Source organism: Sulfitobacter sp. KMM 9851, from assembly GCF_057178245.1.
Map to the genome: position 1 here is coordinate 2,886,319 of NZ_CM169991.1, position 22,613 is coordinate 2,908,931.

A 22,613-nucleotide genomic window follows, 5' to 3' on the forward strand; every position below is an offset into this window, starting at 1 on the left:
TTTTCAAACAAAACCAACGTAAAATCGGAAGGCGAGCGGCGGCTCTGCGGACGGAGCTGCCTTCCATAACATGTAGGTCAATGTCTGGTTTGCCCCCCTTCCCAGAACGGTCGTTTTTGGAACATCTGTGCGAGCGCAGCTAAGACCTAGTTCGCGACCATATATGCTAATCAAGCAAGTCTGATGGAAACTCACCACAGGTCCCAATTGGCAGCAGCCTAGCTCGATACGTTCCGTCGGGCATTTCATAAGTAAAATTGACCCAAGCTCGGAAGCGGCCAAGCATTTTCCGAACGGGCGTTACGATTTCTTGTTCTTCGGCCCGCAGTGTGTCCCATGGCGCTATGGTGCAGCATGGGATTACCTCAAAATCAGTAAGTTCCCTATCGGGAGCGGATATTTGCTTCCACCCAAGGATTTGATTTTCTTGTATAACGATCAAGCGTTCATCGTCAGTGGCATTAACATACTGCGAAGCAATCTCGACAATTTCACGCTCGGATAGGCGCTTGCCTGTATCTGAGCATATTCCTTGATAGTTCTGGTAGGCGTCCACTCCAATCGGGGCCACGAAGAACCCTAGTCCAATCACCAGGCATATAATTGCAATCTTCAATGCGGTTTCCATAAAATCGTTATAACCTCGCAGTACTAAAAATCGAGGGAACTGTTAAGCTGGTCAGTGCGTCCAACGAAGAAACTGTCACATAGTCGACCTTCTGGGGTGTTCAAAAAACCCCGTTCAAAACAGAACAATTTGTTGAAGGTTTTTGGTAGATCTCATGATAGCGGACATTAATGCAATGTGCAGCATCGGTCAGACTGGGCTCGGACCCGACCTTCGCTGCGGTTTGGGTCATGGGCAGCAATGCGGAGAAAGCCGGCCTTCGCACCTCTTTTTCGAATGACTGCGTCCGTGGAAAACACTAAAAATTTTGTAAATTTTATAAGTACGACTTTTTCAGATTTTTCTAAGTGGAGAACAGAACAATGGCGAGGCGCGGTGGCGGCGAATTTGGAGTCATAATTTTGGGCCTGATTGTGGGTGTTCCAATCATCATCGGCAAAAAAATTTTCGAAGGGGACCCTACAACGATAGCAGTCGTAGGGGGGGCTGTTGCATTGTTTGTTGGCTGGAAAGTTGTATCCCAGTGGCAAGAGGGAAGACTGGCCGAAGGAGCGCAGAAACAGGTTTTAGCGATTGTCGAACAGCACAGAACAGAACTGGTTAAACTACACCGGCAAAAAGTCTACAAAGGTGACTATGGTGAACTTAGGTCCGAAGCTTTCGATAAAGAGATCGGCTACTTTTACCAAAATATTCTGCTCCCGAAAATGAATATTTCAAACGGCATCCTACAGCGTCCAGAATTTTATCAATACGTTGTGGCGGCAGTCTACTCTGTTGTAGAAAATGCGGAGCCTAAAGGAGTTGATTTGGATATAATTCCATCCGATCCAATTGAATTTGAACATTGGACCGCTGATGTTTTGCGTCAAAGCGGATGGGACGCTCAAGCCACTCAAGGCAGCGGCGATCAAGGTTCAGATGTGGTCGCGAATTACCACGATCATAAATGCATCATTCAGTGTAAATTGTATAAAAGCGCAGTGGGAAACAAAGCCGTTCAAGAAGTTGATGCTGCTCGGACTTTTTTTGATGGGGATAGCGCAGTCGTGGTCGGGAAAAGTGGGTATACGCGATCAGCTAAACAGTTGGCCCAAAAAAATGGTGTACTTTTGCTTGATGTGTCAGATCTACCGCAGCTTTCGAGCATGCTGGAATTGGAATGATGTGAGCACCCGCTGATCTATTCGGCAGAACAAAGCTGACACTCATCTATACTGCAGCAATCCTGCAAGATGGGCTCAAACCGGACTTTAGCCGCTCCGCAGCATGGAACAACCAGCAATCAGATCGACCAGATGGCGGCTATGCGGGACAAAACTGCCTTTCAAAATCTCACACCAATGGCCGCGTTCTCGATGTTACTCTTGCAGCGAACCGCGGTATGAGCCAAATTTGGACATTCGCTTCGAATGCGACATCCCTATCCATCTGAGAAAAAAGGAGACCTCCGAATTAGGCGCTTGGTATCTCAGAGAACGTCAGATCTTTTCGCTGAAGATGTTGTCTGGTAACCGCCCTTTGGCATCAAATGGAGTCCGAACACTTGAGGCCCGCAACCAATCTGTCCAAACATAAGATGTGAACTGCGCTTGAGGCTTGGTTCTGCCCTCTGGGCAGGTTGAAAAGCGCTTGTCTGCTGGGCGGTGCTTGATCGAAGCGATGAACGGCCTGTCGAGCGATGTAAGTAATCACCAACACAGGCCATCACGTAGTTTTAAGGTGAGGGATACACCAACCTCAAGTGTGCCGATTGTTCGGCAATTGCTATCAGTTAATGTCGGCACAAACCTATATGGAATTTTGAAAAGTCGGCCGTGACCACGTGATTGAGATGCGTAAGCCTACAGAAAACAAGAGGCGGTTCAGTATGTTTTAGATGCTGAACCACTCTAACAGAGATAATTGTCTAATACATTTGTATCACGTATTACTTCCCGAATTCTATGAGCCTAGCAAAAAAATACCTGATTTAAGGATATGCTATTTTGACATTTTTTGCTTCCAGTACAAAGTTGACACCTAGTACACCTGTACCTCCGTTGAATAAGAATGCCCGCTTCACGAGCCTTTCGCTGGCTTATCTACGCAATGACCCTGCCCAGATAGCGCGCTACGAATGCGTTCACCTGTTTGCGGATTGGGCGGTGAAAGTGGGCTGCGCTTTGCCTATCACCGATGTTCAGCTTGTCGGGACGCTTCGGAATAATGAAGGCTTTGTCGCTATCCAGTGTCGGTTACACGATCCAGCTCACTGCATTACCCAAGCAGATATAAGTAGTTTTTTGTCTGCGTCAGCTACTTATCCGTTCCGTAAGCTCGTGATCATGACGTTAACGGATATACCTTGGCACGATGATACGGAGAAACCGTTATTGGCCGGGCCGATACCTGTGGTGTGTCTGGGGCGCAGCGACTTGGAGGCCAGCGTGATCAACTGGCCCTATTTTGCAAGATCTGGCAAGGTTGTTTTGATTGATAATGATCCGTCTCAAAAAAAAGCCATCAGTGCCATTCATAGGACATATCTTGATACTCTTGTCGGATTTCGGACAAAAAAGAACAGGGTGCGCGGCCTTATATCCACAACAAGATTTGGCCGGTACCTTTCAAGAGGTCAGGTTAAGGCAGAAATGCCCGAAGTTTCGGTGCCCAACGTCCGGCGCGGCCCCTTCAAGGTTTCCGCGAAAAAAATCTATGCCGATCTCGAGATTTTATTAAGTCTGACTTGGGCGGAGAGCCAAAGCTATGCCTATAGCAAGCTCTACTACCGTCTGGCAGATCAAGACTTCAGCGAAGACCGGACAGTTTGTTTCAAAGTCAAGCGGCGCAACCACACCGAGACACTGAGGCTTGCGCTGCCTGAATTCCCAATTGGCGCGACTGTATTTTTCCGCATCGACGCCTCTGCGCATGGTGTCGGGACCATTGTTGTAAACCGGTTCGATGTGGCACCTCAACAGATGGACAGCGGGCCGACCGTATTGGCCGACTACAACGCCGCAAAAGAGCAGACCCGCGCGATGGTTCTGCAAAGCGAGGCCGGGCAAAAGGCCACTTTGGCCCACTATCCTGAATCCCTGTCTATCGAGCTTACGGCGGGGTGCAATCTGACATGCAGCCATTGTAGTTCTCACGGAACAGGGGAGGTCCACGACTTCCACAACCGCCTCCAGCGGTTTACCCCCGAAGGTTTTGCCGCATTGGCGGATGAGGTCTTTCCTTATATCACCTCCATCTGCCTTGTCGGGCGCGGAGAACCCACATTCGTATCTCATCAGCTTTGGGAATGCGTTTTTGAGAAAGCCAAACAATATAATGTCCTCGTGTCGATCGTCACGAACGGCCTGTTGCTGACAAAACGGCTGCGCCCCGAACATATGCCGTGGGTCGATACGATGATGTTTTCGATTGACGGATATCTGTCAGAAACAATGGCCGCCAACCGCGGAAATGTGTCTTTGGTCACGGTGGTCGAGGCGTTGCGCCATTATGACAAATTGCGCCGTTCAACCGAACTGGCGCGCCGCCCAAAGCTGTCGGTGTCCTTTACGCTGAAACGCAACAACATTGCAGAATTTGCCGCCTTCATCGAAGCTGTCGCACAGTTCCAGCCCGATCTGGTCTATTCCCGTCATTTACTGATCTTTTTTGAAAAGCAAGCAACCGAAACGCTTCTCACCGATCCGGAAATCGCCAACCATTATTTGGCGCAGGCCTATAGCGCGATGGCCCGCCACAACATTCCCGGCGACTGTCCTCCGATTGTCGCGGAAGCCGCCGACATAATCCCCGACCCTGATGTCATCGAAGCGATGGATCACGCCTTCACCTCGCGACGGGCGAAAAGCGCGCCGATTTGGAAGGAGCAGCCGAATACGGTGGTGCCGTGCCTGTCAGACGGGGTTTCTGATCCCATTGGCGACGCGTTGCTGCAAGCGGAACAGATAGAACGTGCGCCGCTGAACCTCAGCCAGCTTGCGGCAACCATCGATATCAAAACCGACCTGTCGCAGATGGACACGCTGCCCCCCGACCGTTGTATCTATTTTCACAGAACTGGTGTTTTGATGGCGGATCAAAGCGTTGTCACCTGCGCGCGCCCCTACGCGGCCGCCGTCGGGAATGTCGGCGAAGGAGAGAGCTTTGCGCAGGCTTGGAACTCAAGGGACATGGTCCTGTGCCGCGGTGATTTTGGCACAGACAAGGAATGGTCGCAGTGCAAAGAGTGTTGGTACCGCGAATCGCGCTATGCCGGCCAACGGGACAAGAGGAGCGAGCAGCAGGCCTATGACATGGACAGCTCGGAATCGTCCTATGATCTGAGGTCTTGGGATTTTCGTGCCGAACTCGACAACGAAGTCAGGGATGCCTCATTCGCCCGCAAACCCGGCGCACGCTAAAGGGTCAGCTGCCGCCCTGCATCCCCTGCCAGTTGTTCCAAGGCGTATCCAAAGCATTACGGCCGCCTCGATGAAGGCCGGATTTATGCGCCAGACGGAAATACAGTTTGTCAGCGAAGTGGGCGCTTTTGTTCCGGGCGACCCCATGCGGGACTAGGGAATGTGCCAAAATCACATCCCCGGGCGCTGCGAGCAATTGACGCGGCGTGCCCCACGCGACACGGGAGGCGATGCCTTGGCTGATCGCTTCCAGCGGGTCGCGCAGGTTGGGCGATTGTCGAAACATCTCGCAAATCTCGCTATGCTGGCCCGGCGAGACAAACAGATTGCCATGGTCTTCTTGCTCGGTTGCGGTTAGGGGAAAGCCGACCAATAATTGGAACCCCGGAAACTGATCCTCGGTCTGGAACTTGAGGTGCTTGTTGACCCAATCAATGTGCCAGCTAGGCTGCCATGCGGGGCCCGACGGAGCCCAGCCAATCAACTGCGCGTCAACTTCATGGACGTTGTCCGGGCCCAAAAGCGCTGCTCCCAAATCGTGTGCGAGTTGGCGTAATGGTCCGATCTCCTCCCCCTTCGTCACATCCATCGCTTGGCGTGCCCGCGCAATTTCACCGCGTGTTTTGTCATCAGCGCCCTGAGTGATAATCGTGCTCCGCCAGATGTTATATTGCCGTAAAACTGAGACGACTGCGTGCTTTGGCGCATAATCTTTGAGCAGCAAAACCCCTTCTTTGCGAAACGTTTCGCGTTGTTGCGCGTCTAGATGCACCCTATCGTTCATGGCTTTGACTTTCTTTTTGCGCAGACGGCATTCCAGATTTTGCGGTCATGCTCGGAATAGGAATACAGCAAATCTATCACCGCCTCGGACGCACCGCGCGCGCGCAACTTGTCCAGCCGGTTGGCTGGCAAACTGGAGCCGTTTTTGTTGACGTGATATGCGCCTTTCAGCGGCGTGTTCGACGTCGCCGCAATATATTGTTGGATCAATGGCAATTCGTCCAATGTATAGACGCGATCCAAAGCATCGATATTGGACAGCGCCGCATCGACCAAACGGTCGATGTCGTGAAGGCCGCGCTGCATTAGATTATTAAGCTTGCGACGGCCGTCCATACGTCTGGTACCAAAGTAGTAGGTATAGAAATTATCGTAATTGTCGGCAATGAACGCCCGCAAATGAGGCGGTCCCTCAAAGAAATATTCGTCGGGGTTCATTAAATGAACAGCTTTAAGGCCCTGGTGATGCGGTAGGCTCAGCTCTTGGGCGCTCATCTTCTCGGCCTTGTCGGCGACATAAAAATAGTATGACAAAATGCGTTCCAGCGGATCACGCAGGACAGTAAAGACCATCTTCGGCCCTGACACCGCGTCTAATGTTGACCAGTCACCGTGCGGCGCATGCACGCGGTATGCGTTCAGTTGCGCCATTGAATAGGTGCACAGCTCTTCGGTTGAGCGTGCAGGACAAATAGCCGCTTCACCAAAGGCATCGTGCAGCATCTGGCGCACCGACTGCCCGCCTGTCTTAGGCACATGAAGAAACACCAACTTTTCGTTGGTGGATACACTGCCAAATTTAAAGAGGCCTTTCAAATAATTGGCCTTTGCTTCAGGGCACACCACGTGTCCTCGTATACAGCTGCTTGCAACATCACAGACCTACCAGATCATTTTCGTGCTTGATTCATAATACTACTGCAGCACGAAGTCACAACAAATGGGCTGATACCTTGCTATGTCTGTCAGACGCGATGGCTTGTGGCATGCCTTTCGTCGGATTTTCTTAAGGTCACCCTCGCCGTAAGGGTTCGGCCAAGGTGTATCCGCTATTGAGCGTCGGCGAAACATAAGTGCGCGCCGCCGACCTGAGAACACTAAATTTCGGTTGGCGAGACTGAGGTTTTCATCCGCCGGACTGAAGTGTTGGGTCGGGTGAATAGCGGCTTCTCTAATTGGGTGTCTGGGTCAAGCTCGTTTTCCTTCTTTTGAACGATCAAGGATCGCTTGTCCGGGTCACGCTTCTCTTCGCAGTCTGGTTTGGCGCTCGAAATGGCGCCGCTGCATGCATGTGTCGGATCGGAAGTGGAGAGCCCCGCTTTCCGGCGCGCTTCAAGTTGCGCAGCAGACATTTTCGGCTTCGTCCACGAACCTCGTCCGGATTGGACGATCCCGTCAGGTTAGGTGGTAGGCTACTTGTTCATGCCGTGCCTCCAACTTGTTCCTGACGGAATTCACTGCCGTCAATCCACATACGGTGGAGTAGAACGGCAAGTTTGCGGGCAACAGCGACAACGGCGCGTCGGCGACCTTTGGTGCGCATCAACCGCATGCCCCATGATTTAATCTGTGACCCTGCCATAGTTCGCATCAGCAATGCGTTGGCGGCAGCATAAAGAGTTGCACGAACATCGCGGTCTCCTGCCTTCGATATTCGGCCAGGGTTGTCGTGTTCCCCTGACTGAAAGCGCCTTGGCGTCAGACCAAAGTGCGCAGCAACTGTGCGCGAACGCCTGAAGCGGCTCGGGTCATCAACTGCCGCCTTAAATGTCAGCGCTGCAATTGGCCCAACACCTGGAACGGTCATCATGCGCAAGCAAACCTCGTCTTGAGATGCCGCATGTTTCGCGCGCCGATCCAGCTTGAGGTAGTGTTGGAACAAAACCACTGTCTGACGCCAGCGCTTATGGGTCCAGATAGGGCAATTTGCTAGGAGAGGGTTTGTTTCTCATCGTAACCACTGAGGAGTGAACGATGAGAAAGACAACGAAAAGCCCCGGCGAGAAGTTCGTCAAAGATATCAAGCGCGCGCACCACTGCCCGGCAGTTGATACGCAGTATCAATGAGAGGGGCGCAAGCATTATTCATCAGAAGAGAAGATCAGGATCGTGTTGGATGGCCTGCGTGGCGAAGACAGCATTGCTGAGCTGTGCCGCCGTGAGGGGATATCACAGGGCATCTATTACAAATGGTCAAAGGACTTCATGGAAGCCGGGAAGAAGCGGCTGGCCGGGGACACTGCGCGGGCCGCAAACACCGATGAGGTGAAAGAACTGCGACGGGAGGCAAAGGATCTCAAAGAGGTGGTTGCCGAACAGACGCTCGAACTCCGTTTGCTCAAAAAAAGCATGATAGGCCCCTCTCGGCAGATTGCTTTGCAATCGCCTGCCGGGCAATGGATGGGGGCGACCACGAATGAGATACCCTGCATCAGAGAAGCTTGAGATCATCCGGCTGGTTGAGGATAGCCATCTGTCGGCACGCCTGACACTGGCCAAGCTGGGTATCCCGCGCACGACGTTCTATCGCTGGTATGATCGGTATTTGCAGCGCGGTGAAGCTGGATTGCAGGATCAAGCCCCCAAGCCAAAGCACGTTTGGAACCGCGTGCCTGACGAGGTGAAGCGCAAGGTTGTCGACTTCGCCTTGCAGGAAACAGAATTGTCACCGCGCGAACTGGCAGTGACGTTCACGGATCAGGAACGCTACTTTGTCTCAGAATCTACAGTGTATCGCGTGCTGAAAGCCCATGATCTGATCACCAGCCCTGCGTTCATCGTCATCAAGGCTGCCAATGAGTTCAAAGACAAGACAACTGGGATCAACCAGCTTTGGCAAGCAGACTTCACTTACATCAAAGTATTGGGCTGGGGCTGGTTCTATCTCAGCACGGTCCTCGACGACTACAGCCGCTACATCGTCGCCTGGAAGCTCTGCTACCACTGCCCCGAGAGGGGAACATGCGGGCCAAAGACGTTACCGATACACTGGATCGCGCATTGCAGGCGTCCGGCTGCGACCAAGTTCACGTTGTTCACAAGCCACGTCTACTCAGCGACAACGGATCCAGTTACGCCTCAGGGGACCTGGCTGAATGGCTGCAAGACAAGGGCATGAAGCACTCTCGTGGTGCGCCATATCATCTATTACCCGGCAGGCGATTGCGTAGCAATCTGCCGAGAGGGCACAAACCCAAGGCAAGATCGAGCGTTGGCATCAGACTTTAAAGAACCGCATCTTATTGGAAAATTACTTCCTGCCGGGTGACCTCGAAGCTCAGATCGAAGCCTTCGTCGATCACTACAATCACCAACGTTATCACGAGAGCATCAACAACGTCACACCTGCCGACGTCTACTTCGGCCGTGACAAAGCCATTCTAAAACAAAGGGAAAGGATCAAACGAAAGACACTCGAAGCGCGACGCTTGCATCACCGCCAGCACGCCGCATAATCAAACCACCAATATGAGCCAAACTCTCTCTTAGTTTAGGCCGCCATTGGTCCCAAAAACCCTGACGACGGACACGAACGATCCACCGCCGCGCGCCTGATGGATCAACAACCAGATAAAGACCACTGCCATCGCCATGACGCCCAGCGCCGAGGTTCTCGACCAACCTTTTTGTCAGCTTGCCAGATAGAGCCACTCAAAAATACCACATTCCATACCACTCAACGAAAGAGATCAAACGATGTCGAAAGAAATTCACGGCAATCGAGAAGTTCACCTAAGGCTGTGTAAATTAAAGAAAAAGGCCGCTTAAAGCGGCCCATTCAAATCCAACAAAAAGATATAGTGGCGGAGACGAAGGGATTCGAACCCTCGAACGCTTGCACGTTACTCCCTTAGCAGGGGAGCGCCTTCGACCACTCGGCCACGTCTCCGCCGCCGTGTCTATGGTCTAAGCCGCAGGAAAACAACCAAATTCTTCACCTTCAATGCAGTTGATTTAGTGTCAGTTTTTTATCTTTAATCCCAATAGCTTGCGCTGAAAATTCGTCGTAATCCCGCGGTTATTGCGCCTCTGAAGTGAGCGGTTCACCCCATCGGGCCACCAAAATGTTTCACGCGGATCGCGGTGGATGCCGCGCAGCCACGGCGGGGTGATCATTTGTGTTTTGGAATTTCGCAGGTGGCTTCCCACCTTGGTTGTATCGAACAGCGGCGCCACCCGGTGCCGTTTCTGAAACCCACCAGCGGGGCACCCACCCCACGCGACTGTGAAGTCATCGTTACCCGACGCGATCAAAAGACCTCCGACCCTGACCAAGCGATTGAAATACGGACATAATATTTTGTCACCTGCGCGGCAACATTGGCGACATGGCCAGCCATTCAGGGGTGCCGCGAGGTAAGGGCCGGAAACCTTTTGCGCCGAAAGGACGTTGATTTGCCAGACAGCAGGACGCCACTTAACGGCGCCTTGCAGTAGCTAGAAATGAAAAGGAAACGAAATGAAACTGCTTATTACAACCGCCGCCGCCGCCCTGATCAGCACCGCAGCCTTTGCTGACAACTCTGACCGCTACAACGACCTGCGCTTGGACACATCGGTAAACGCGCAGACGGAATATGCTGAAGGCACACGCACAGTCGACGCAGATGCCTCGACACGTGCAAACGACCTGCGTCTGGATACCTCCGACGCAGACAACAAGCCCGACGTGAGCTTCTCGACTCGTAGCGATCTGCGCAGCGCTGGCGAAGGCTATGTCTACGGCGGCTTTGGCCCCGGCAACGACAGCCGCTAACGCCATACTATAATTACCAAAAAGGCCCGGCATCAGCAGATGTCGGGCCTTTTTACGTTTGACGGGTCTGGTTGGCTAAAATCAGGTGTTGAACAAGAAGTGCAGCACGTCGCCATCCTTGACGATATAGCTTTTGCCTTCGGCCCGCATCTTGCCCGCCTCCTTGGCCGGCCCTTCGCCACCCAGCGTCACAAAATCATCGTAGGCGATGGTTTCGGCGCGGATGAAACCCTTTTCGAAATCGCCGTGAATCACGCCCGCCGCCTTGGGGGCCGAGGTGCCGGATTTGATGGTCCAGGCGCGCGCCTCTTTCGGGCCGACGGTGAAATAGGTCTCGAGGTGCAGCAGCTCATAGCCCGCGCGGATCAACCGGTCTAGCCCGGCTTCCTTCAGGCCCATCTCGTCGAGGAACATCTCGGCCTCTTCGCGGTCAAGCTGGCTGATCTCTTCTTCGATCTGGGCCGAGATGATAACGTGGGCATTGCCCTGCGCTGCGGCCATTTCCGCAACCTTGGTGGAAAAATCATTGCCGTCGGCGGCCTCTGCCTCGCCTACGTTGCAGACGTAAAGCACTGGTTTGCTGGTCAGAAGCTGCAACATGCGCCAGGCCTTTGCGTCGTCTTCGTCTACATCGACGGTGCGTGCGGGGCGCCCCTCTTCGATGGCGGCCTGGGCCAGGGCCAGCAGGCGGTCCTGCTGGGCCGCGTCCTTGTCATTGCCCTTGATCTTGCGCACCAAACCGGCGCGTCGCTTTTCGATGCTTTCCAGATCGGCCAGCATCAGTTCGGTGTCGATGGTTTCGGCGTCTGCCACGGGGTCAACGCGACCTTCGACATGGGTCACGTCACCGTCTTCAAAACAGCGCAGCACGTGGGCGATGGCGTCGACCTCGCGGATGTTGGCCAGAAACTGGTTGCCCAGCCCTTCGCCCTTGGAGGCACCTTTCACAAGACCTGCGATATCGACAAAAGTCATGCGTGTGGGAATGATGCTTTTGGACGTGGCTATCTTGGCCAATGTGTCCAGCCGCGCGTCGGGAACGGCCACTTCGCCCACGTTGGGTTCGATGGTGCAAAAGGGAAAATTCGCTGCCTGTGCCGCCGCAGTGCGGGTCAGCGCGTTGAAAAGGGTCGACTTGCCGACATTCGGCAGACCCACGATGCCCATTTTGAAACCCATGATGATACCCCTTTGAAAGCTGCGCGTGTGTTAGGGGTAAGGGGCGCAAAGCGCAAGGCTCAGCGCGCGCGGTGGTCCTCATGGGACTGCAAAATCAGTATCCACGCCAGCACGATGAACATCGGATGGGTCAACCCCCCGGAAAAGATCAGCGCCGGCACCCAGATCAAAAAGACAACGATGGCCAGAAACGGCCGACCCAAAAGCAGGATCGACAGCGGCGGCAAAAGCAGGGCGAGCACATAATTCATGGGATATGACATAGGGCATGGCCTACAAATTGTAAGGGTATGGCCCCGCGCGGGTGAGATTTTTCCCTGCCGCGCAGTTTTTCACACGCCCCGTCCCGATCCATGGATTGATTTTTGCCGCCACATTCGGCATTGCCGAGGAAAGCAAAGAAAAGGCCCATCCCATGACCCGTATTGACGCCAAATTCGCAGACCTCCGCGCGCGCGGTAAAAAGGCCTTTGTGTCTTACGTCATGGCGGGTGACCCGGATTTCGACACCTCGCTCGACATCGTGCGCGGCCTGCCGGGTGCGGGGGTGGACATCATCGAACTGGGCCTGCCCTTTACCGATCCGATGGCCGACGGCACCACCATCCAGCTTGCCGGTCAGCGCGCGCTTGCGGGCGGCATGACGCTCAAGCGCACGTTGGAACTGGCCACAGCCTTTCGTGAAAATGACGACACAACGCCGATTGTACTGATGGGCTATTACAACCCGATCTATTCGATGGGCGTTGAAAAGTTCCTGACTGCGGCCAAGGCGGCGGGTATCGACGGGCTGATCGTGGTCGACCTGCCCCCCGAAGAAGACAGCGAACTGTGCTTGCCCGCGCAGGAGGCCGGGCTCAACTTTATCCGGCTTGCCACCCCCACAACAGATGACAAACGTCTGCCGCGCGTGGTGCAGAACACCTCCGGTTTTGTCTATTACGTCTCGATCACCGGCATCACCGGCTCGGCCGAGGCAGATGCCGGGGATGTCGGCCCCGAAGTCACGCGTATTCAAAAGGCCAGCGGCCTGCCGGTGATCGTGGGTTTTGGCATCAACACCCCCGAAAAATCCCGCGCCATCGCTGAGGTCGCGGATGGGGTTGTCGTCGGCTCCGCCATCGTCAATCGCATCGCCCAGGGTGACAGCGTGGCCGATGTGCTGGCCTTTGTGAAATCCCTGTCGGATGGCGCCCACGCCGCCTGACGCGGGCCGCCACCCACCCTGCCTCATCTTGCCAGATAAAAGACCTCGCCGCGGCGCGCCCCCAGACGCCCCGCGCGTTGCCCCCTGCCGTGATGCGATGACGATTGCCTTGCGATGTAAAAATTGGTAATTAAACCTTACCAATCTACGAAAGGTGCCCCATGCCCGTTATCACCAACATCGCCGACCTGAAACGTATCTATCAACGGCGGGTGCCGCGGATGTTCTACGACTACGCTGAATCCGGCAGTTGGACAGAACAGACCTTTCGCGAAAACACATCGGATTTCGACCAGATACGCCTGCGCCAACGTGTCGCCGTGGATATGTCAGGGCGCAGCACCACCACCCGCATGATCGGGCAGGACGTGGCGATGCCTGTGGCCCTCGCCCCGGTCGGGCTGACCGGCATGCAATGTGCCGATGGCGAGATCAAAGCCGCGCGCGCCGCCGAAGCCTTTGGCGTGCCCTTTACCCTGTCCACCATGTCCATCAACTCGATCGAAGACGTGGCAGAGGCGACCAGCAAACCCTTTTGGTTCCAGCTATATACCATGCGCGATCAGGATTACGTCAGCCGCCTTATCCAGCGCGCCAAGGATGCAAATTGTTCGGCACTGGTGATCACGCTTGATCTGCAAATCCTGGGCCAGCGTCACAAGGATCTGAAAAACGGTCTCTCCGCCCCGCCCAAGCTGACGGCCAAGACCATCGCCAATCTGGCAACGAAATGGGCCTGGGGCATCGAGATGCTGGGCGCGAAACGCCGCCATTTCGGCAATATCGTGGGCCATGTGCACGGGGTCACGGACAATGCCAATCTCGGCGTCTGGACCGCCGAACAGTTCGACCCGACACTGAATTGGGACAAGATCGCCAAGATCAAGGAACAATGGGGCGGCAAAGTGATCCTCAAGGGGATACTTGATGCCGACGACGCGCGCATGGCGCTTAATGTCGGGGCAGACGCGATCATCGTCAGCAACCACGGCGGGCGGCAGTTGGATGGCGCGCTCAGTTCGATCCGCATGTTGCCTGCCATCCTTGACGCTGTGGGGGACCAGATCGAAGTGCATCTCGACAGTGGCATCCGGTCTGGGCAGGACGTGCTAAAGGCCGTGGCGATGGGGGCCAGCGGCACCTATATCGGGCGCGCCTTTATCTATGGCCTAGGCGCAATGGGTCAGGCCGGGGTAACCAAGGCGCTGGAGGTGATCCACCGCGAGCTGGATCTGACCATGGCGCTGTGCGGGGAAACATCCGTGCAGGCACTTGGGCGGCACAACCTCCTGATCCCGCAGGATTTTGAAGGCCGCTGGCAGGACTAAGCCCGCCCGGGGCCGCATGTCAGACTGACGCCGCTGCCGCGCGCCGGGCCAGCAGCGGCACCAGCGCCAGTGCCGTGACCACCAGCAGTGCCGCAATCAAAAGGAACGCCGCGCGCAGGCCAAACCCTTCGGCGATCAGCCCCATCATCGGCGGGCCAAAGAAAAACGCGCCGTAGCCCAGCACCGCCGCCCGGCTGATCGCCTTGAGCCGTGCAGCGGGTGGGACCATGCGCCCCACCAGTGCCAGCGCCAGCGGTGCCACGACCGAAATGCCCAAGCCCCCCAGCGCAAAACCCGCCAGCGCCATTGCCACACTGCCCGCCAGTGCCGCCAGCGCGATCCCCAGCGCCGACACCAGTATCGCCAGCAACATCAACGTCGTATCCCGCATCAGCCGCGCCAGGGCATGGCCCGACAGCCGCCCGATGCCCATAGTCAGCCCCAGCATCGCAGGCCCCAGCGCCCCTTCGGCAGCACTGCCGCCCAGGGTCCGTTCCAGATGCAGCGCCGACCAGCCTTCCGCCGACGCTTCGGCGACAAACGCGATCAGCACCACGCCGCCCGCCATCCAGACCAGCCCATGCGGCACGGTCGCCGCCCCCAGGCCGCTGTCTTCGTCGATATGCGGGCTGACATCGCGCGCCCACCACGCCAGCAGGCCCAACAGCAGCACAAGCCCGGCGAAAACCTGCACCGGCGTGGCATCTGCGGCCCGCAAAGCGCCCGTCGACAGCGCGCCCCCGGCATAGGCAAAGGAATAAAGGGCGTGGTTGAGGTTCATCAGACTGCGCCCGCTGCGCGCCTCGATCTCGGACACCCGCGCGTTGATCAGCACATCGACCACACCAGACCCCATCGAGGCCAGCAAAAGCGCCGCCGCCAGCAGCCCCAGACCCGGCGCCACTCCCGCGGCAAACATCCCCGTGCCCACGACCGCGATCCCCAGCGACAGCGCCAGCCCCCCGGCCAGCCGCTGTGCCAGTGGGGCCAGCCACATCGCCGCCACCGCCCCCATCGCAGCAAAAAGCACCGCCGCGCCATAGGCACCATCCGACGCCCCGACAGCGGTCTTGATCACCGGCATCTGGGCAAAATAGCACGCCCATGCGACCCCGATGGCGATGAACCCCGCCAGCGGCTTGCGCGAAAGGTAAATATCCTGTTTCAGTCCCATCTGGCGGCTGTGCCACGCGTCCTTGCCATTGCCAAGGGGCGCGTTGGGGATTTTACCCTTTTCACACGCCCGAAACCCGTCTATACGCGCGGCTTCACGCGGGGATACAGCCTTGGAGGATTCCCGCCCTAAATAAATTGGAGATTAAAATGGCCGGAGAGATTCCTGATCTTGAAGCCCAGGTACGGACGGGGACAGGCAAGGGCGCCGCTCGTCAGGCACGCCGCGATGGCATGGTTCCTGGTATTGTGTTTGGTGGCGACAACGAGCCGCTGCCGATCAACATTCCTTTCAACAAGCTGCTGACCAAGCTGCGCGCGGGCCGTTTCAAAGCGACCCTGTTCAACCTCAAGGTTGAAGGCCACGATGACGTCCGCGTCATCTGCCGCGACGTTCAGCGCCACGTTGTAAAAGACCTGCCCACGCACATCGACCTGATGCGCCTGAAGCGGACCACACAGATCAACTTGTTCATCAATGTTGAAGTCTCGGGCGAAGAAGAATGCCCCGGCCTGCGCAAAGGTGGCGTGTTGACGCTGGTACGTCCAGAAGTCGAACTGGTTGTGACCGCCGCTGACATTCCTGAGAGCATCACAGTCGATATCTCGGAACTGCAAATCGGTGACAGCGCGACCATCGCGAACGTCAAACTGCCCGAAGGCGCAAAGCCTGTGATCGACCGCGACTTCGTGATCGCGCAGATTTCGGCACCTTCCGCCCTCAAGAGCGCGGATGACGACGCAGACGACGATACAGCCGCTGACGAAGTGCCGACCACCGAAATGGGTCCACCCGACGGCGAAGAATAAGCATCCTACCCAATTGGGTGATGTTGAAACGGGGTCGCGCCATGCGGCCCCGTTTTGCGTTTGCGGGGGATACGCCATTCCACTCCCCCGCCCCGCTTGCTAGACTGCACCGACCGCGCAAAGGGAGACACGCCCGTGAAACTGATTATCGGCCTTGGCAATCCGGGCGCGAAATATGCACGCAACCGCCACAACATCGGCTTTATGGCGCTGGACCAGATCGCGGCGGACCACGGATTTGCCCCCTGGAAGGGCAAGTTTCAGGGCAGCGTCAGCGAAGGGCGCTTTGTGTCGGACCGCGCCGTGCTGCTTAAGCCTGAAACCTTTATGAACAACTCCGGCCAGTCGGTGCAGGCCGCCATGCGGTTTTACAAACTGGAACCACAAGATGTCATCGTGTTTCACGACGAATTGGATCTGGCCCCCGGTCGGCTGAAATGCAAGACGGGCGGCGGCCATGCAGGCCACAATGGGTTGCGGTCGATCCATGCCCATATCGGGCCGGATTATATGCGCGTGCGCATGGGCGTCGGCCATCCCGGCCACAAGGACGCGGTGGCGGGTTATGTTCTGCGTGATTTCCCAAAGGCCGACGAAGGCTGGCTGGACGATGTGATGCGCGGTGTCAGCGACGGCATCGGCGATCTGGTGGCGGGCGATGCGGGCCGGTTCATGAATGCGGTCGCCCTGCGGGTATCGCCGCCCCGGTCCGGCACCGGCACCAAGGCGCCGCAGGCCCCTAAGGCAGATACCGATGCCGAAACCAAAGCGGACTCGAACACGCAACACCCAAACACCGAAACGCAGCCACAATCAGCGCTGCAAAAACTGATGGAACGTTTCCGATGAGCCTGAAAGCAGCCTTTGCCGACCAGGCCGAGGCCTGCCGGGCGCTCGGCTCGCCCTTTATGGGGCAATTGATGGACCTGCTTGCAACCGATTGGCCTGCCGACAGCGCGCTGGCACTCAAACTCGGGGCTTACGAGGGCGACATCGGGCCGCGCGGCCATTCCCTGCCCCTGCGTGTGGCCAGTGGGCTGCACGCGCTGGTGCTGAAACGGCTGGACGCCGATCTGGTTGCCGCCTATCCGCCTGCGACAGTCAGCGATGCCGTACTGCGCAAGGCGGTTCTGGGCGCAATCGACCGTCACGGCGTCTTCCTGATCGACTGGACAGCCAGCGCCCCGCAAACCAACGAGGTCCGCCGCGCCGCCGTGTTGATTGCCGGGGCCGCTGTGGCGGTCAAACATTTCGACCTGCCGATCCTGCTGAGCGAGTTGGGCGCCAGCGCCGGGCTGAACCTGCTGTGGGATCAATATGCGCTCGACATCAAAGGCACCCGTTTTGGCCCGTCGCTGCCTGCGCTGATCCTGACACCCGACTGGTCCGGCCCGCTGCCGCCCGCCAACCGCGCGCAGATCACCGCGCGCGCCGGGGTCGACCTTAATCCGCTGGATCTTCGACGCCACGACCATCTGCTGCGGCTGATGTCGTACCTCTGGCCCGATCAACCCGACCGGCTGGCCAAGACGCGCACCGCAGCGTCGTTGGATCAGGCGCCGGTTTTGCAGGGCGACGCCGTTGACTGGCTTGCCACAAGGATGCATCAGGCCGCGCCGGGGCAATTGCACCTGATCCAGCACACGATTGCGTGGCAGTATTTCCCGGCTACGGCACAGGCCCGTGGCCGCGCCCTGATCACCGCAGCGGGGGCCAAAGCCACCGCAAAACGCCCGCTGGCCTGGCTGGGTATGGAAAACGATGGCGATCCCCAGGGCCTCGGCGGGGCCGCGATTACCCTGCGGCTCTGGCCCGGAGACATCCATCTGACGCTGGGGCGCGCTGATTTTCACGGGCGCTGGGTCAACTGGACATATGACGCCTGATCAGCAACATCGCGGATGACGCAATGTTGCACTGGCCCCGCCCCGTGCCCTGTGATTGGATGCGCAAAACAGGGGGTAAATCATGCGAACATTCGGAAAATGGCTGGGCCGCATCCTGCTGGCCTTGGTGCTGGCGGCGGTTCTGATCGGGTTTTGGAAACGCGAACAGATCACGCGACTTCTGGCGGTCAACTCGCTGTTTTCCCAAGAAAAGATCGTGCAGAATTTTAGCCATATGGACGCGGCCTTTCTGTCGGCTCCGGTATCGCGTGGCGATGGCGCCACCGTCGATCTGCCCTACGGCCCCGAAACGACCCTGCCGCCTGCGGTCGACGACTGGATCGCGGCGCGAGACGTGACAGCGCTTGTGGTGCTCAAGGACGGGGCCATCGTTTATGAAAACTACTTCAAGGGCACGGCCCCAGACGATCGCCGGATCAGTTGGTCAGTCGCCAAAAGCTATCTTTCCGCCTTGGTTGGCATCCTCATGGCCGAGGGCAAGATCGCCTCGCTCGACGATCCGGTTACCAAATACGCCCCCAGCCTTAAGGGCGGTGCCTATGACGGTGCCACCCTGCGCAATGTGCTGAACATGGCCAGCGGCGTGACCTTCGACGAAGACTACCTGGACTACGATTCTGACATCAACCGCATGGGCCGCGTGCTGGCCTTGGGCGGCAGAATGGACGATTTCGCCGCCGGGCTGACCGAAACCTTCACCGCGCCGGGCAGCGAATGGCAATATGTCTCCATCGACACCCATGTCATTGGCATGGTCGTGCGCGGCGCAACCGGGCGCACAATTCCCGATTTGCTAAGCGAAAAGATTATCGCACCGCTGGGGCTGGAATACGCGCCCTATTATATCGTCGACGGCGCGGGTACGGCCTTTGTGCTGGGCGGGCTGAACATGACCACGCGCGATTACGCCCGCTTTGGCCAGATGTACGCGCAAAAGGGACAGTGGAACGGCAAACAGATCGTACCCGCCGACTGGGTTGCGGCCTCGACGATACCGACGGCCCCAACGGCCGAAGGCGAAATCGGCTATGGATATCAATGGTGGGTGCCGCAGGGCGCGGCTGCGGGCGAATATATGGCGCGCGGCGTCTACGGGCAGTATATCTATATCGATACCGCCCGGAACGTGGTGATCGCAACCAATGCCGCCGACCGTAAATTCCGCGACGCGGGCGTAAACGATGAAAACATCGCGATATTCCGCGAGATCGCCAATAACCTGTGAGGGCCCATGCAGCCAGATGACAGTATCAATGTCCTGAACAAGCCGCTGCAACTGTGCGGCACTGACCCGGTCACCGGGTTCTTTCGCGATGGCCACTGCAACACCTGTGAACAGGACGAAGGCAGCCACACAGTCTGCGCCATTATGACAGCCGAGTTTTTGGCCTATTCGAAATATGTCGGCAATGACCTCAGCACGCCCCGACCTGAATTTGGCTTTGACGGGCTAAAGCCGGGCGATAGCTGGTGCCTATGTGCCGGGCGGTTCCTACAGGCCGCCGACGAGGGCTGCGGGCCAAAGGTGCACCTGGCCGCGACCCATATCCGGGCGCTGGAAATGGTGCCGCTGGCGCTGCTGCGCGCGCACGACAGCAAGGGCGGCTGATATGCGCCCGCTCTATGCCCTCGTCGCGCTGTTGCTGATCCCTGCCCCGCTGGTGGCGGACACTGCCCTGCGCCCGCAGGACCGCGCGCGGCTTGACGGGTTCGACGCCAGTCTGGGCGACGCGGTGATGCAGGCGCTGGCAGGCGGCGCTGCACAGGATGTCGCGGCCCTCACTCGGGCGTTGTCCGGCACGCCCGACATTGCCTTTGACCCCAGCCTGATCGGGGATTGGTCCTGCCGCACGATCAAGCTGGGCGGGATCAGCCCGCTGGTGGTCTACACCCCATTCAAATGCCGCATCACCGCGTCCGAGCGGGGATTTGCCCTTGAAAAGCTTAGCGGATCGCAGCGCACCAAGGGCGAGATCACGCTGAACGACGGGCGCGCGATCTATGCCGGCGTCGGTTATGTCGCGGGCGAGCAGCCACCGGCCTATGGCGAGCTGCCCGATAATTTCGCCTCAGATGGGCGTGTGCAGGCCGATGTTGCCGTGTTCCAGCGGATCAGCCCCACCCGCGCGCGGCTGCTGTTCCCCGCCCCGGCAGTGGAAAGCGATTTTGACATTCTCGAATTGACCCGCTGATGCGGCAAGGCGCCACGAAAAAGGCCAGCCGGGCATCGCCTGACTGGCCTAAAGCGTGGCGTTCGGCCGCAGATCACTTGCGCGCAAAGGCGTCCTTGTACCCGGCACCGCGCAGCTTGGACACGGCGGACTGCACCGCACCCGCCTGACCAAATGGCCCGGCCTGCACGCTGTGATAGGTCTTGCCCCCTTGGGTCAGCTTGCCGATGCGCGCGGGCATACCCATGCGTGCGATGGTGTTCGCGGCGCGCTGCGCATTGCCCGGATTGCCATAAAGCCCGACTTGCACAAACCGTGCACCGGTCACCGCACGCGGGGCGGCGGGGGCAGGTGCGGCGGCCTTGGGGGTCGAGCGGCTGGAATACACCGGAGCACGCTGGATCGGGGCACGCTGGATCGGGGCGGCGTTGGCATGGCGGATCACACGTTTCATCAGCTTGCCGTCGCGCTGCACGATGGTGACCTCGCCCAGTTCGCGCTTTTGCGTGGTGATGTCGAGATAGGGGTAGATCAGCGGCACCGATGCCGTGACGTCCCGCCCGGTGGCTTGATTGATCAAGCGGCGCGGCACCGATTGGGTCCAGATCAGCAGCATCTCGTGACGCCCGGCGAGGTTCTGTTCGGCCCGGTTGGGGTTCAACCGCCCATCCTGCCAGACCTTGCGATAGCCCTTGGGGACCGACACATTGGTCGTGTTCTGCCGGGCGATGGCCACATGTTTCGGCACGATACGGGTGGTCGCCGTGACCTCGGGTGCCACCGCGCGGCGATAGGTCGGCGCGGCGGCAACCGGGGCTGTGCTGCTGACCGCTGCAGTGCGATAGGGCGACGGGGCATCGGCGCGTGCCGGCGCCACAGGGGCCACACGTGATGCCACGATGGGTTCAGACTGCGGGCCACAGCGCACGGCCATGCGGCCATCCCCACGCAGGTACTGCTGCGACAGCGCCGAGGCACCGGGACAGGCCGTCACAACCCGCTTGCGCGTCACAGTTTTGACCGTTTTCACGGGCTTGGTTACCACTGGGGCCGCGACCACAGGGGCCGGTTTCGCGGCGGCAACCACAACCGGCTTCGCCACCCGGCGCACCGGCTTGGCCGCCGTCTTGGCCGCCGTCTGGCGCACCACGACAGGCGCGGGTTTCGCCGCCTGTTGCACCACCTTGCGCGGTGCAGGTTTTGCAACCGGGGTCTGGGTCGCTGGGGCGGTGTTCAGGGTGATCTGAACCGGGGCTGCGGCCGTCGCGGGCTGTGCTGCCGCACTCGCCACGCCTGTGGGCTTGAACCCGCAGACCGGTTTGCGCGCCCGGCTCATACGCGGAATCCACGTCACATTGCCATCAATGCCTGCCCGGATGAACACACAGCCGCCACTGTCGACATACTGCTTGCCCTTATAGGCGGACGACGGGAATTCTGCTGGCTGTATCTGGCCATTTTGCGCCTGCAATCCGCCGACGCCCAAAGACGCGACGATGACGGCCATGGCAATACTTCTGGTAAAAGTCATCTGGTGCCCCCACACTATCTGGTAGGCACGATGCCTTACCGCGCGCCGTGAGTAAAGCACGACGCGCAGCAAAACCGGCAAAATTGGTCGATTATTTCGTGCCGAACATGCGATCCCCGGCATCGCCAAGCCCCGGAACGATATAGCCTTTGTCATTGAGCGCCTCATCGACCGCCGCCGTGACGATCGGCACATCGGGATGCGCCGCCTTCATCCGCGCAATGCCTTCGGGCGAGGCCAGCAAGCACAGGAAGATGATATTGGTCGCGCCCGCCGATTTCAGCAGATCAATCGCTGCCGCCGATGAATTGCCCGTGGCCAGCATCGGGTCCACGGCGATGACCAGACGATCGTCCAGACCTTCGGGCACCTTAAAGTAATACTGCACCGGTTGCAGGGTCTCTTCGTCACGGTAAAGCCCGACAAATCCGACCCGCGCCGAGGGGATCAATTCCAACACCCCGTCCAGCAGTCCGTTGCCCGCCCGCAGGATCGAAATCAGCGCCAACTTCTTGCCATCAAGTGTCGGCGCGTCCATCACCTGCATCGGCGTTTCGATCCGTTTGGTCGTCATCGGCAAGCCGCGCGTCACCTCATAGGCCAGCAGTTGACTGATCTCGCGCAGCAATTGCCGAAACACCGCCGTCGGCGTGTCCTTGTCGCGCATGATTGTCAGTTTGTGCTGCACCAGCGGGTGGTCAACGACGGTCAGGTGATCGGTGTGGGACATGCGGCAG

Annotated in this window: 19 protein-coding genes, 1 tRNA gene and 2 pseudogenes; 12 read left to right on the plus strand and 10 right to left on the minus strand. The window is 58.0% G+C overall.

Annotation, left to right across the window (positions count from 1 at the left end):
- Window positions 1–166: 166 nt before the first annotated feature.
- Window positions 167–628: a hypothetical protein gene (locus AC1965_RS14300; protein ID WP_483884518.1), complete on the minus strand. Its 462-nt coding sequence runs from the start codon at window positions 626–628 to the stop codon at window positions 167–169.
- A 347-nt stretch (window positions 629–975) separates the two neighbouring features.
- On the opposite strand from AC1965_RS14300, the gene AC1965_RS14305 reads away from it, so the two are divergent.
- On the plus strand, window positions 976–1,794 hold the full coding sequence (locus AC1965_RS14305; protein ID WP_483884519.1) for a restriction endonuclease: 819 nt from the start codon (window positions 976–978) through the stop codon (window positions 1,792–1,794).
- 822 nt (window positions 1,795–2,616) lie between these two features.
- Window positions 2,617–5,031: a radical SAM protein gene (locus tag AC1965_RS14310; protein WP_483884520.1), complete on the plus strand. Its 2,415-nt coding sequence runs from the start codon at window positions 2,617–2,619 to the stop codon at window positions 5,029–5,031.
- Window positions 5,032–5,035: 4 nt separating this feature from the next.
- On the opposite strand, the gene AC1965_RS14315 is transcribed toward AC1965_RS14310, so the two are convergent.
- The 3 genes and pseudogenes from AC1965_RS14315 to AC1965_RS14325 form a co-directional block, all read right to left on the minus strand.
- On the minus strand, window positions 5,036–5,815 hold the full coding sequence (locus AC1965_RS14315) for a phytanoyl-CoA dioxygenase family protein (RefSeq protein ID WP_483884521.1): 780 nt from the start codon (window positions 5,813–5,815) through the stop codon (window positions 5,036–5,038).
- Window positions 5,812–6,657 (minus strand): sulfotransferase family 2 domain-containing protein, encoded by an 846-nt coding sequence (locus tag AC1965_RS14320; protein ID WP_483884522.1) that lies wholly within the window; start codon window positions 6,655–6,657, stop codon window positions 5,812–5,814. The genes AC1965_RS14315 and AC1965_RS14320 overlap by 4 nt, the downstream gene beginning before the upstream one ends.
- A 577-nt stretch (window positions 6,658–7,234) precedes the next feature.
- Window positions 7,235–7,699: pseudogene (locus AC1965_RS14325) on the minus strand (transposase); the annotation flags it as partial.
- A 162-nt stretch (window positions 7,700–7,861) separates the two neighbouring features.
- Here AC1965_RS14325 and AC1965_RS14330 point away from each other — a divergent pair.
- Window positions 7,862–9,269, plus strand: a pseudogene (locus AC1965_RS14330) (IS3 family transposase).
- Between the two features lie 346 nt (window positions 9,270–9,615).
- Here AC1965_RS14330 and AC1965_RS14335 read toward each other — a convergent pair.
- A tRNA-Ser gene (locus AC1965_RS14335) sits at window positions 9,616–9,703 on the minus strand.
- A gap of 570 nt (window positions 9,704–10,273) precedes the next feature.
- Here AC1965_RS14335 and AC1965_RS14340 point away from each other — a divergent pair.
- Entirely contained in the window at window positions 10,274–10,570 is a 297-nt protein-coding gene (locus tag AC1965_RS14340) for a hypothetical protein (protein ID WP_483884523.1), read from the plus strand.
- A gap of 81 nt (window positions 10,571–10,651) precedes the next feature.
- On the opposite strand, the gene ychF is transcribed toward AC1965_RS14340, so the two are convergent.
- Together ychF and AC1965_RS14350 are read right to left on the minus strand one after the other, a co-directional pair.
- Window positions 10,652–11,749: a redox-regulated ATPase YchF gene (gene ychF / locus AC1965_RS14345; protein WP_483884524.1), complete on the minus strand. Its 1,098-nt coding sequence runs from the start codon at window positions 11,747–11,749 to the stop codon at window positions 10,652–10,654.
- A 59-nt stretch (window positions 11,750–11,808) separates the two neighbouring features.
- Window positions 11,809–12,000, minus strand: a complete 192-nt coding sequence (locus AC1965_RS14350) for a hypothetical protein (RefSeq protein ID WP_483884525.1) — start codon at window positions 11,998–12,000, stop codon at window positions 11,809–11,811.
- A 164-nt stretch (window positions 12,001–12,164) separates the two neighbouring features.
- Between AC1965_RS14350 and trpA the strand changes: the two genes are divergently transcribed.
- Together trpA and AC1965_RS14360 are read left to right on the plus strand one after the other, a co-directional pair.
- Window positions 12,165–12,956 (plus strand): tryptophan synthase subunit alpha, encoded by a 792-nt coding sequence (gene trpA, locus AC1965_RS14355; RefSeq protein WP_483887055.1) that lies wholly within the window; start codon window positions 12,165–12,167, stop codon window positions 12,954–12,956.
- A 161-nt stretch (window positions 12,957–13,117) separates the two neighbouring features.
- A complete protein-coding gene (locus tag AC1965_RS14360; RefSeq protein WP_483884526.1) occupies window positions 13,118–14,284 on the plus strand; it encodes an alpha-hydroxy acid oxidase in 1,167 nt (388 codons plus the stop codon).
- A 19-nt stretch (window positions 14,285–14,303) separates the two neighbouring features.
- Here AC1965_RS14360 and AC1965_RS14365 read toward each other — a convergent pair whose 3' ends face one another.
- Window positions 14,304–15,458 (minus strand): MFS transporter, encoded by a 1,155-nt coding sequence (locus tag AC1965_RS14365; protein ID WP_483884527.1) that lies wholly within the window; start codon window positions 15,456–15,458, stop codon window positions 14,304–14,306.
- Window positions 15,459–15,607: 149 nt separating this feature from the next.
- Between AC1965_RS14365 and AC1965_RS14370 the strand changes: the two genes are divergently transcribed.
- The 6 genes from AC1965_RS14370 (at window position 15,608) to AC1965_RS14395 (ending at window position 20,366) form a co-directional block, all read left to right on the plus strand.
- The gene (locus AC1965_RS14370; protein ID WP_483884528.1) at window positions 15,608–16,267 is read left to right on the plus strand and encodes a 50S ribosomal protein L25/general stress protein Ctc; all 660 of its coding nucleotides are present in this window, start codon (window positions 15,608–15,610) and stop codon (window positions 16,265–16,267) included.
- 135 nt (window positions 16,268–16,402) lie between these two features.
- Window positions 16,403–17,116 carry an aminoacyl-tRNA hydrolase gene (gene pth, locus AC1965_RS14375; RefSeq protein WP_483884529.1) on the plus strand — a complete coding sequence of 238 codons (714 nt, stop codon included), beginning with the start codon at window positions 16,403–16,405 and terminating at the stop codon, window positions 17,114–17,116.
- Entirely contained in the window at window positions 17,113–18,153 is a 1,041-nt protein-coding gene (locus AC1965_RS14380) for a DUF2332 domain-containing protein (RefSeq protein ID WP_483884530.1), read from the plus strand. The genes pth and AC1965_RS14380 overlap by 4 nt, the downstream gene beginning before the upstream one ends.
- Window positions 18,154–18,235: 82 nt before the next feature.
- Entirely contained in the window at window positions 18,236–19,399 is a 1,164-nt protein-coding gene (locus tag AC1965_RS14385) for a serine hydrolase domain-containing protein (protein ID WP_483884531.1), read from the plus strand.
- A gap of 6 nt (window positions 19,400–19,405) precedes the next feature.
- A complete protein-coding gene (locus AC1965_RS14390) occupies window positions 19,406–19,783 on the plus strand; it encodes a DUF2237 family protein (protein ID WP_483884532.1) in 378 nt (125 codons plus the stop codon).
- 1 nt (window position 19,784) lies between these two features.
- Window positions 19,785–20,366 carry a DUF4893 domain-containing protein gene (locus AC1965_RS14395; protein ID WP_483884533.1) on the plus strand — a complete coding sequence of 194 codons (582 nt, stop codon included), beginning with the start codon at window positions 19,785–19,787 and terminating at the stop codon, window positions 20,364–20,366.
- A gap of 73 nt (window positions 20,367–20,439) precedes the next feature.
- On the opposite strand, the gene AC1965_RS14400 is transcribed toward AC1965_RS14395, so the two are convergent.
- On the minus strand, window positions 20,440–21,876 hold the full coding sequence (locus AC1965_RS14400) for an SPOR domain-containing protein (protein WP_483884534.1): 1,437 nt from the start codon (window positions 21,874–21,876) through the stop codon (window positions 20,440–20,442).
- Between the two features lie 91 nt (window positions 21,877–21,967).
- Complete coding sequence (gene upp, locus AC1965_RS14405) at window positions 21,968–22,606, minus strand: uracil phosphoribosyltransferase (protein ID WP_483884535.1); 639 nt, start codon at window positions 22,604–22,606, stop codon at window positions 21,968–21,970.
- Window positions 22,607–22,613: the final 7 nt, after the last annotated feature.

What these genes read in the sequence shown, in the direction of transcription:
- AC1965_RS14300 (WP_483884518.1), bottom strand. Translation starts at nt 628, where the DNA reads ATGGAAACCGCATTGAAGATTGCAATTATATGCCTGGTGATTGGACTA.
- AC1965_RS14315 (WP_483884521.1), bottom strand. Translation starts at nt 5,815, where the DNA reads ATGAACGATAGGGTGCATCTAGACGCGCAACAACGCGAAACGTTTCGC.
- AC1965_RS14340 (WP_483884523.1), top strand. Translation starts at nt 10,274, where the DNA reads ATGAAACTGCTTATTACAACCGCCGCCGCCGCCCTGATCAGCACCGCA.
- ychF (WP_483884524.1), bottom strand. Translation starts at nt 11,749, where the DNA reads ATGGGTTTCAAAATGGGCATCGTGGGTCTGCCGAATGTCGGCAAGTCG.
- AC1965_RS14350 (WP_483884525.1), bottom strand. Translation starts at nt 12,000, where the DNA reads ATGAATTATGTGCTCGCCCTGCTTTTGCCGCCGCTGTCGATCCTGCTT.
- trpA (WP_483887055.1), top strand. Translation starts at nt 12,165, where the DNA reads ATGACCCGTATTGACGCCAAATTCGCAGACCTCCGCGCGCGCGGTAAA.
- AC1965_RS14360 (WP_483884526.1), top strand. Translation starts at nt 13,118, where the DNA reads ATGCCCGTTATCACCAACATCGCCGACCTGAAACGTATCTATCAACGG.
- AC1965_RS14365 (WP_483884527.1), bottom strand. Translation starts at nt 15,458, where the DNA reads ATGGGACTGAAACAGGATATTTACCTTTCGCGCAAGCCGCTGGCGGGG.
- AC1965_RS14370 (WP_483884528.1), top strand. Translation starts at nt 15,608, where the DNA reads ATGGCCGGAGAGATTCCTGATCTTGAAGCCCAGGTACGGACGGGGACA.
- AC1965_RS14380 (WP_483884530.1), top strand. Translation starts at nt 17,113, where the DNA reads ATGAGCCTGAAAGCAGCCTTTGCCGACCAGGCCGAGGCCTGCCGGGCG.
- AC1965_RS14385 (WP_483884531.1), top strand. Translation starts at nt 18,236, where the DNA reads ATGCGAACATTCGGAAAATGGCTGGGCCGCATCCTGCTGGCCTTGGTG.
- AC1965_RS14390 (WP_483884532.1), top strand. Translation starts at nt 19,406, where the DNA reads ATGCAGCCAGATGACAGTATCAATGTCCTGAACAAGCCGCTGCAACTG.
- AC1965_RS14395 (WP_483884533.1), top strand. Translation starts at nt 19,785, where the DNA reads ATGCGCCCGCTCTATGCCCTCGTCGCGCTGTTGCTGATCCCTGCCCCG.
- AC1965_RS14400 (WP_483884534.1), bottom strand. Translation starts at nt 21,876, where the DNA reads ATGACTTTTACCAGAAGTATTGCCATGGCCGTCATCGTCGCGTCTTTG.
- upp (WP_483884535.1), bottom strand. Translation starts at nt 22,606, where the DNA reads ATGTCCCACACCGATCACCTGACCGTCGTTGACCACCCGCTGGTGCAG.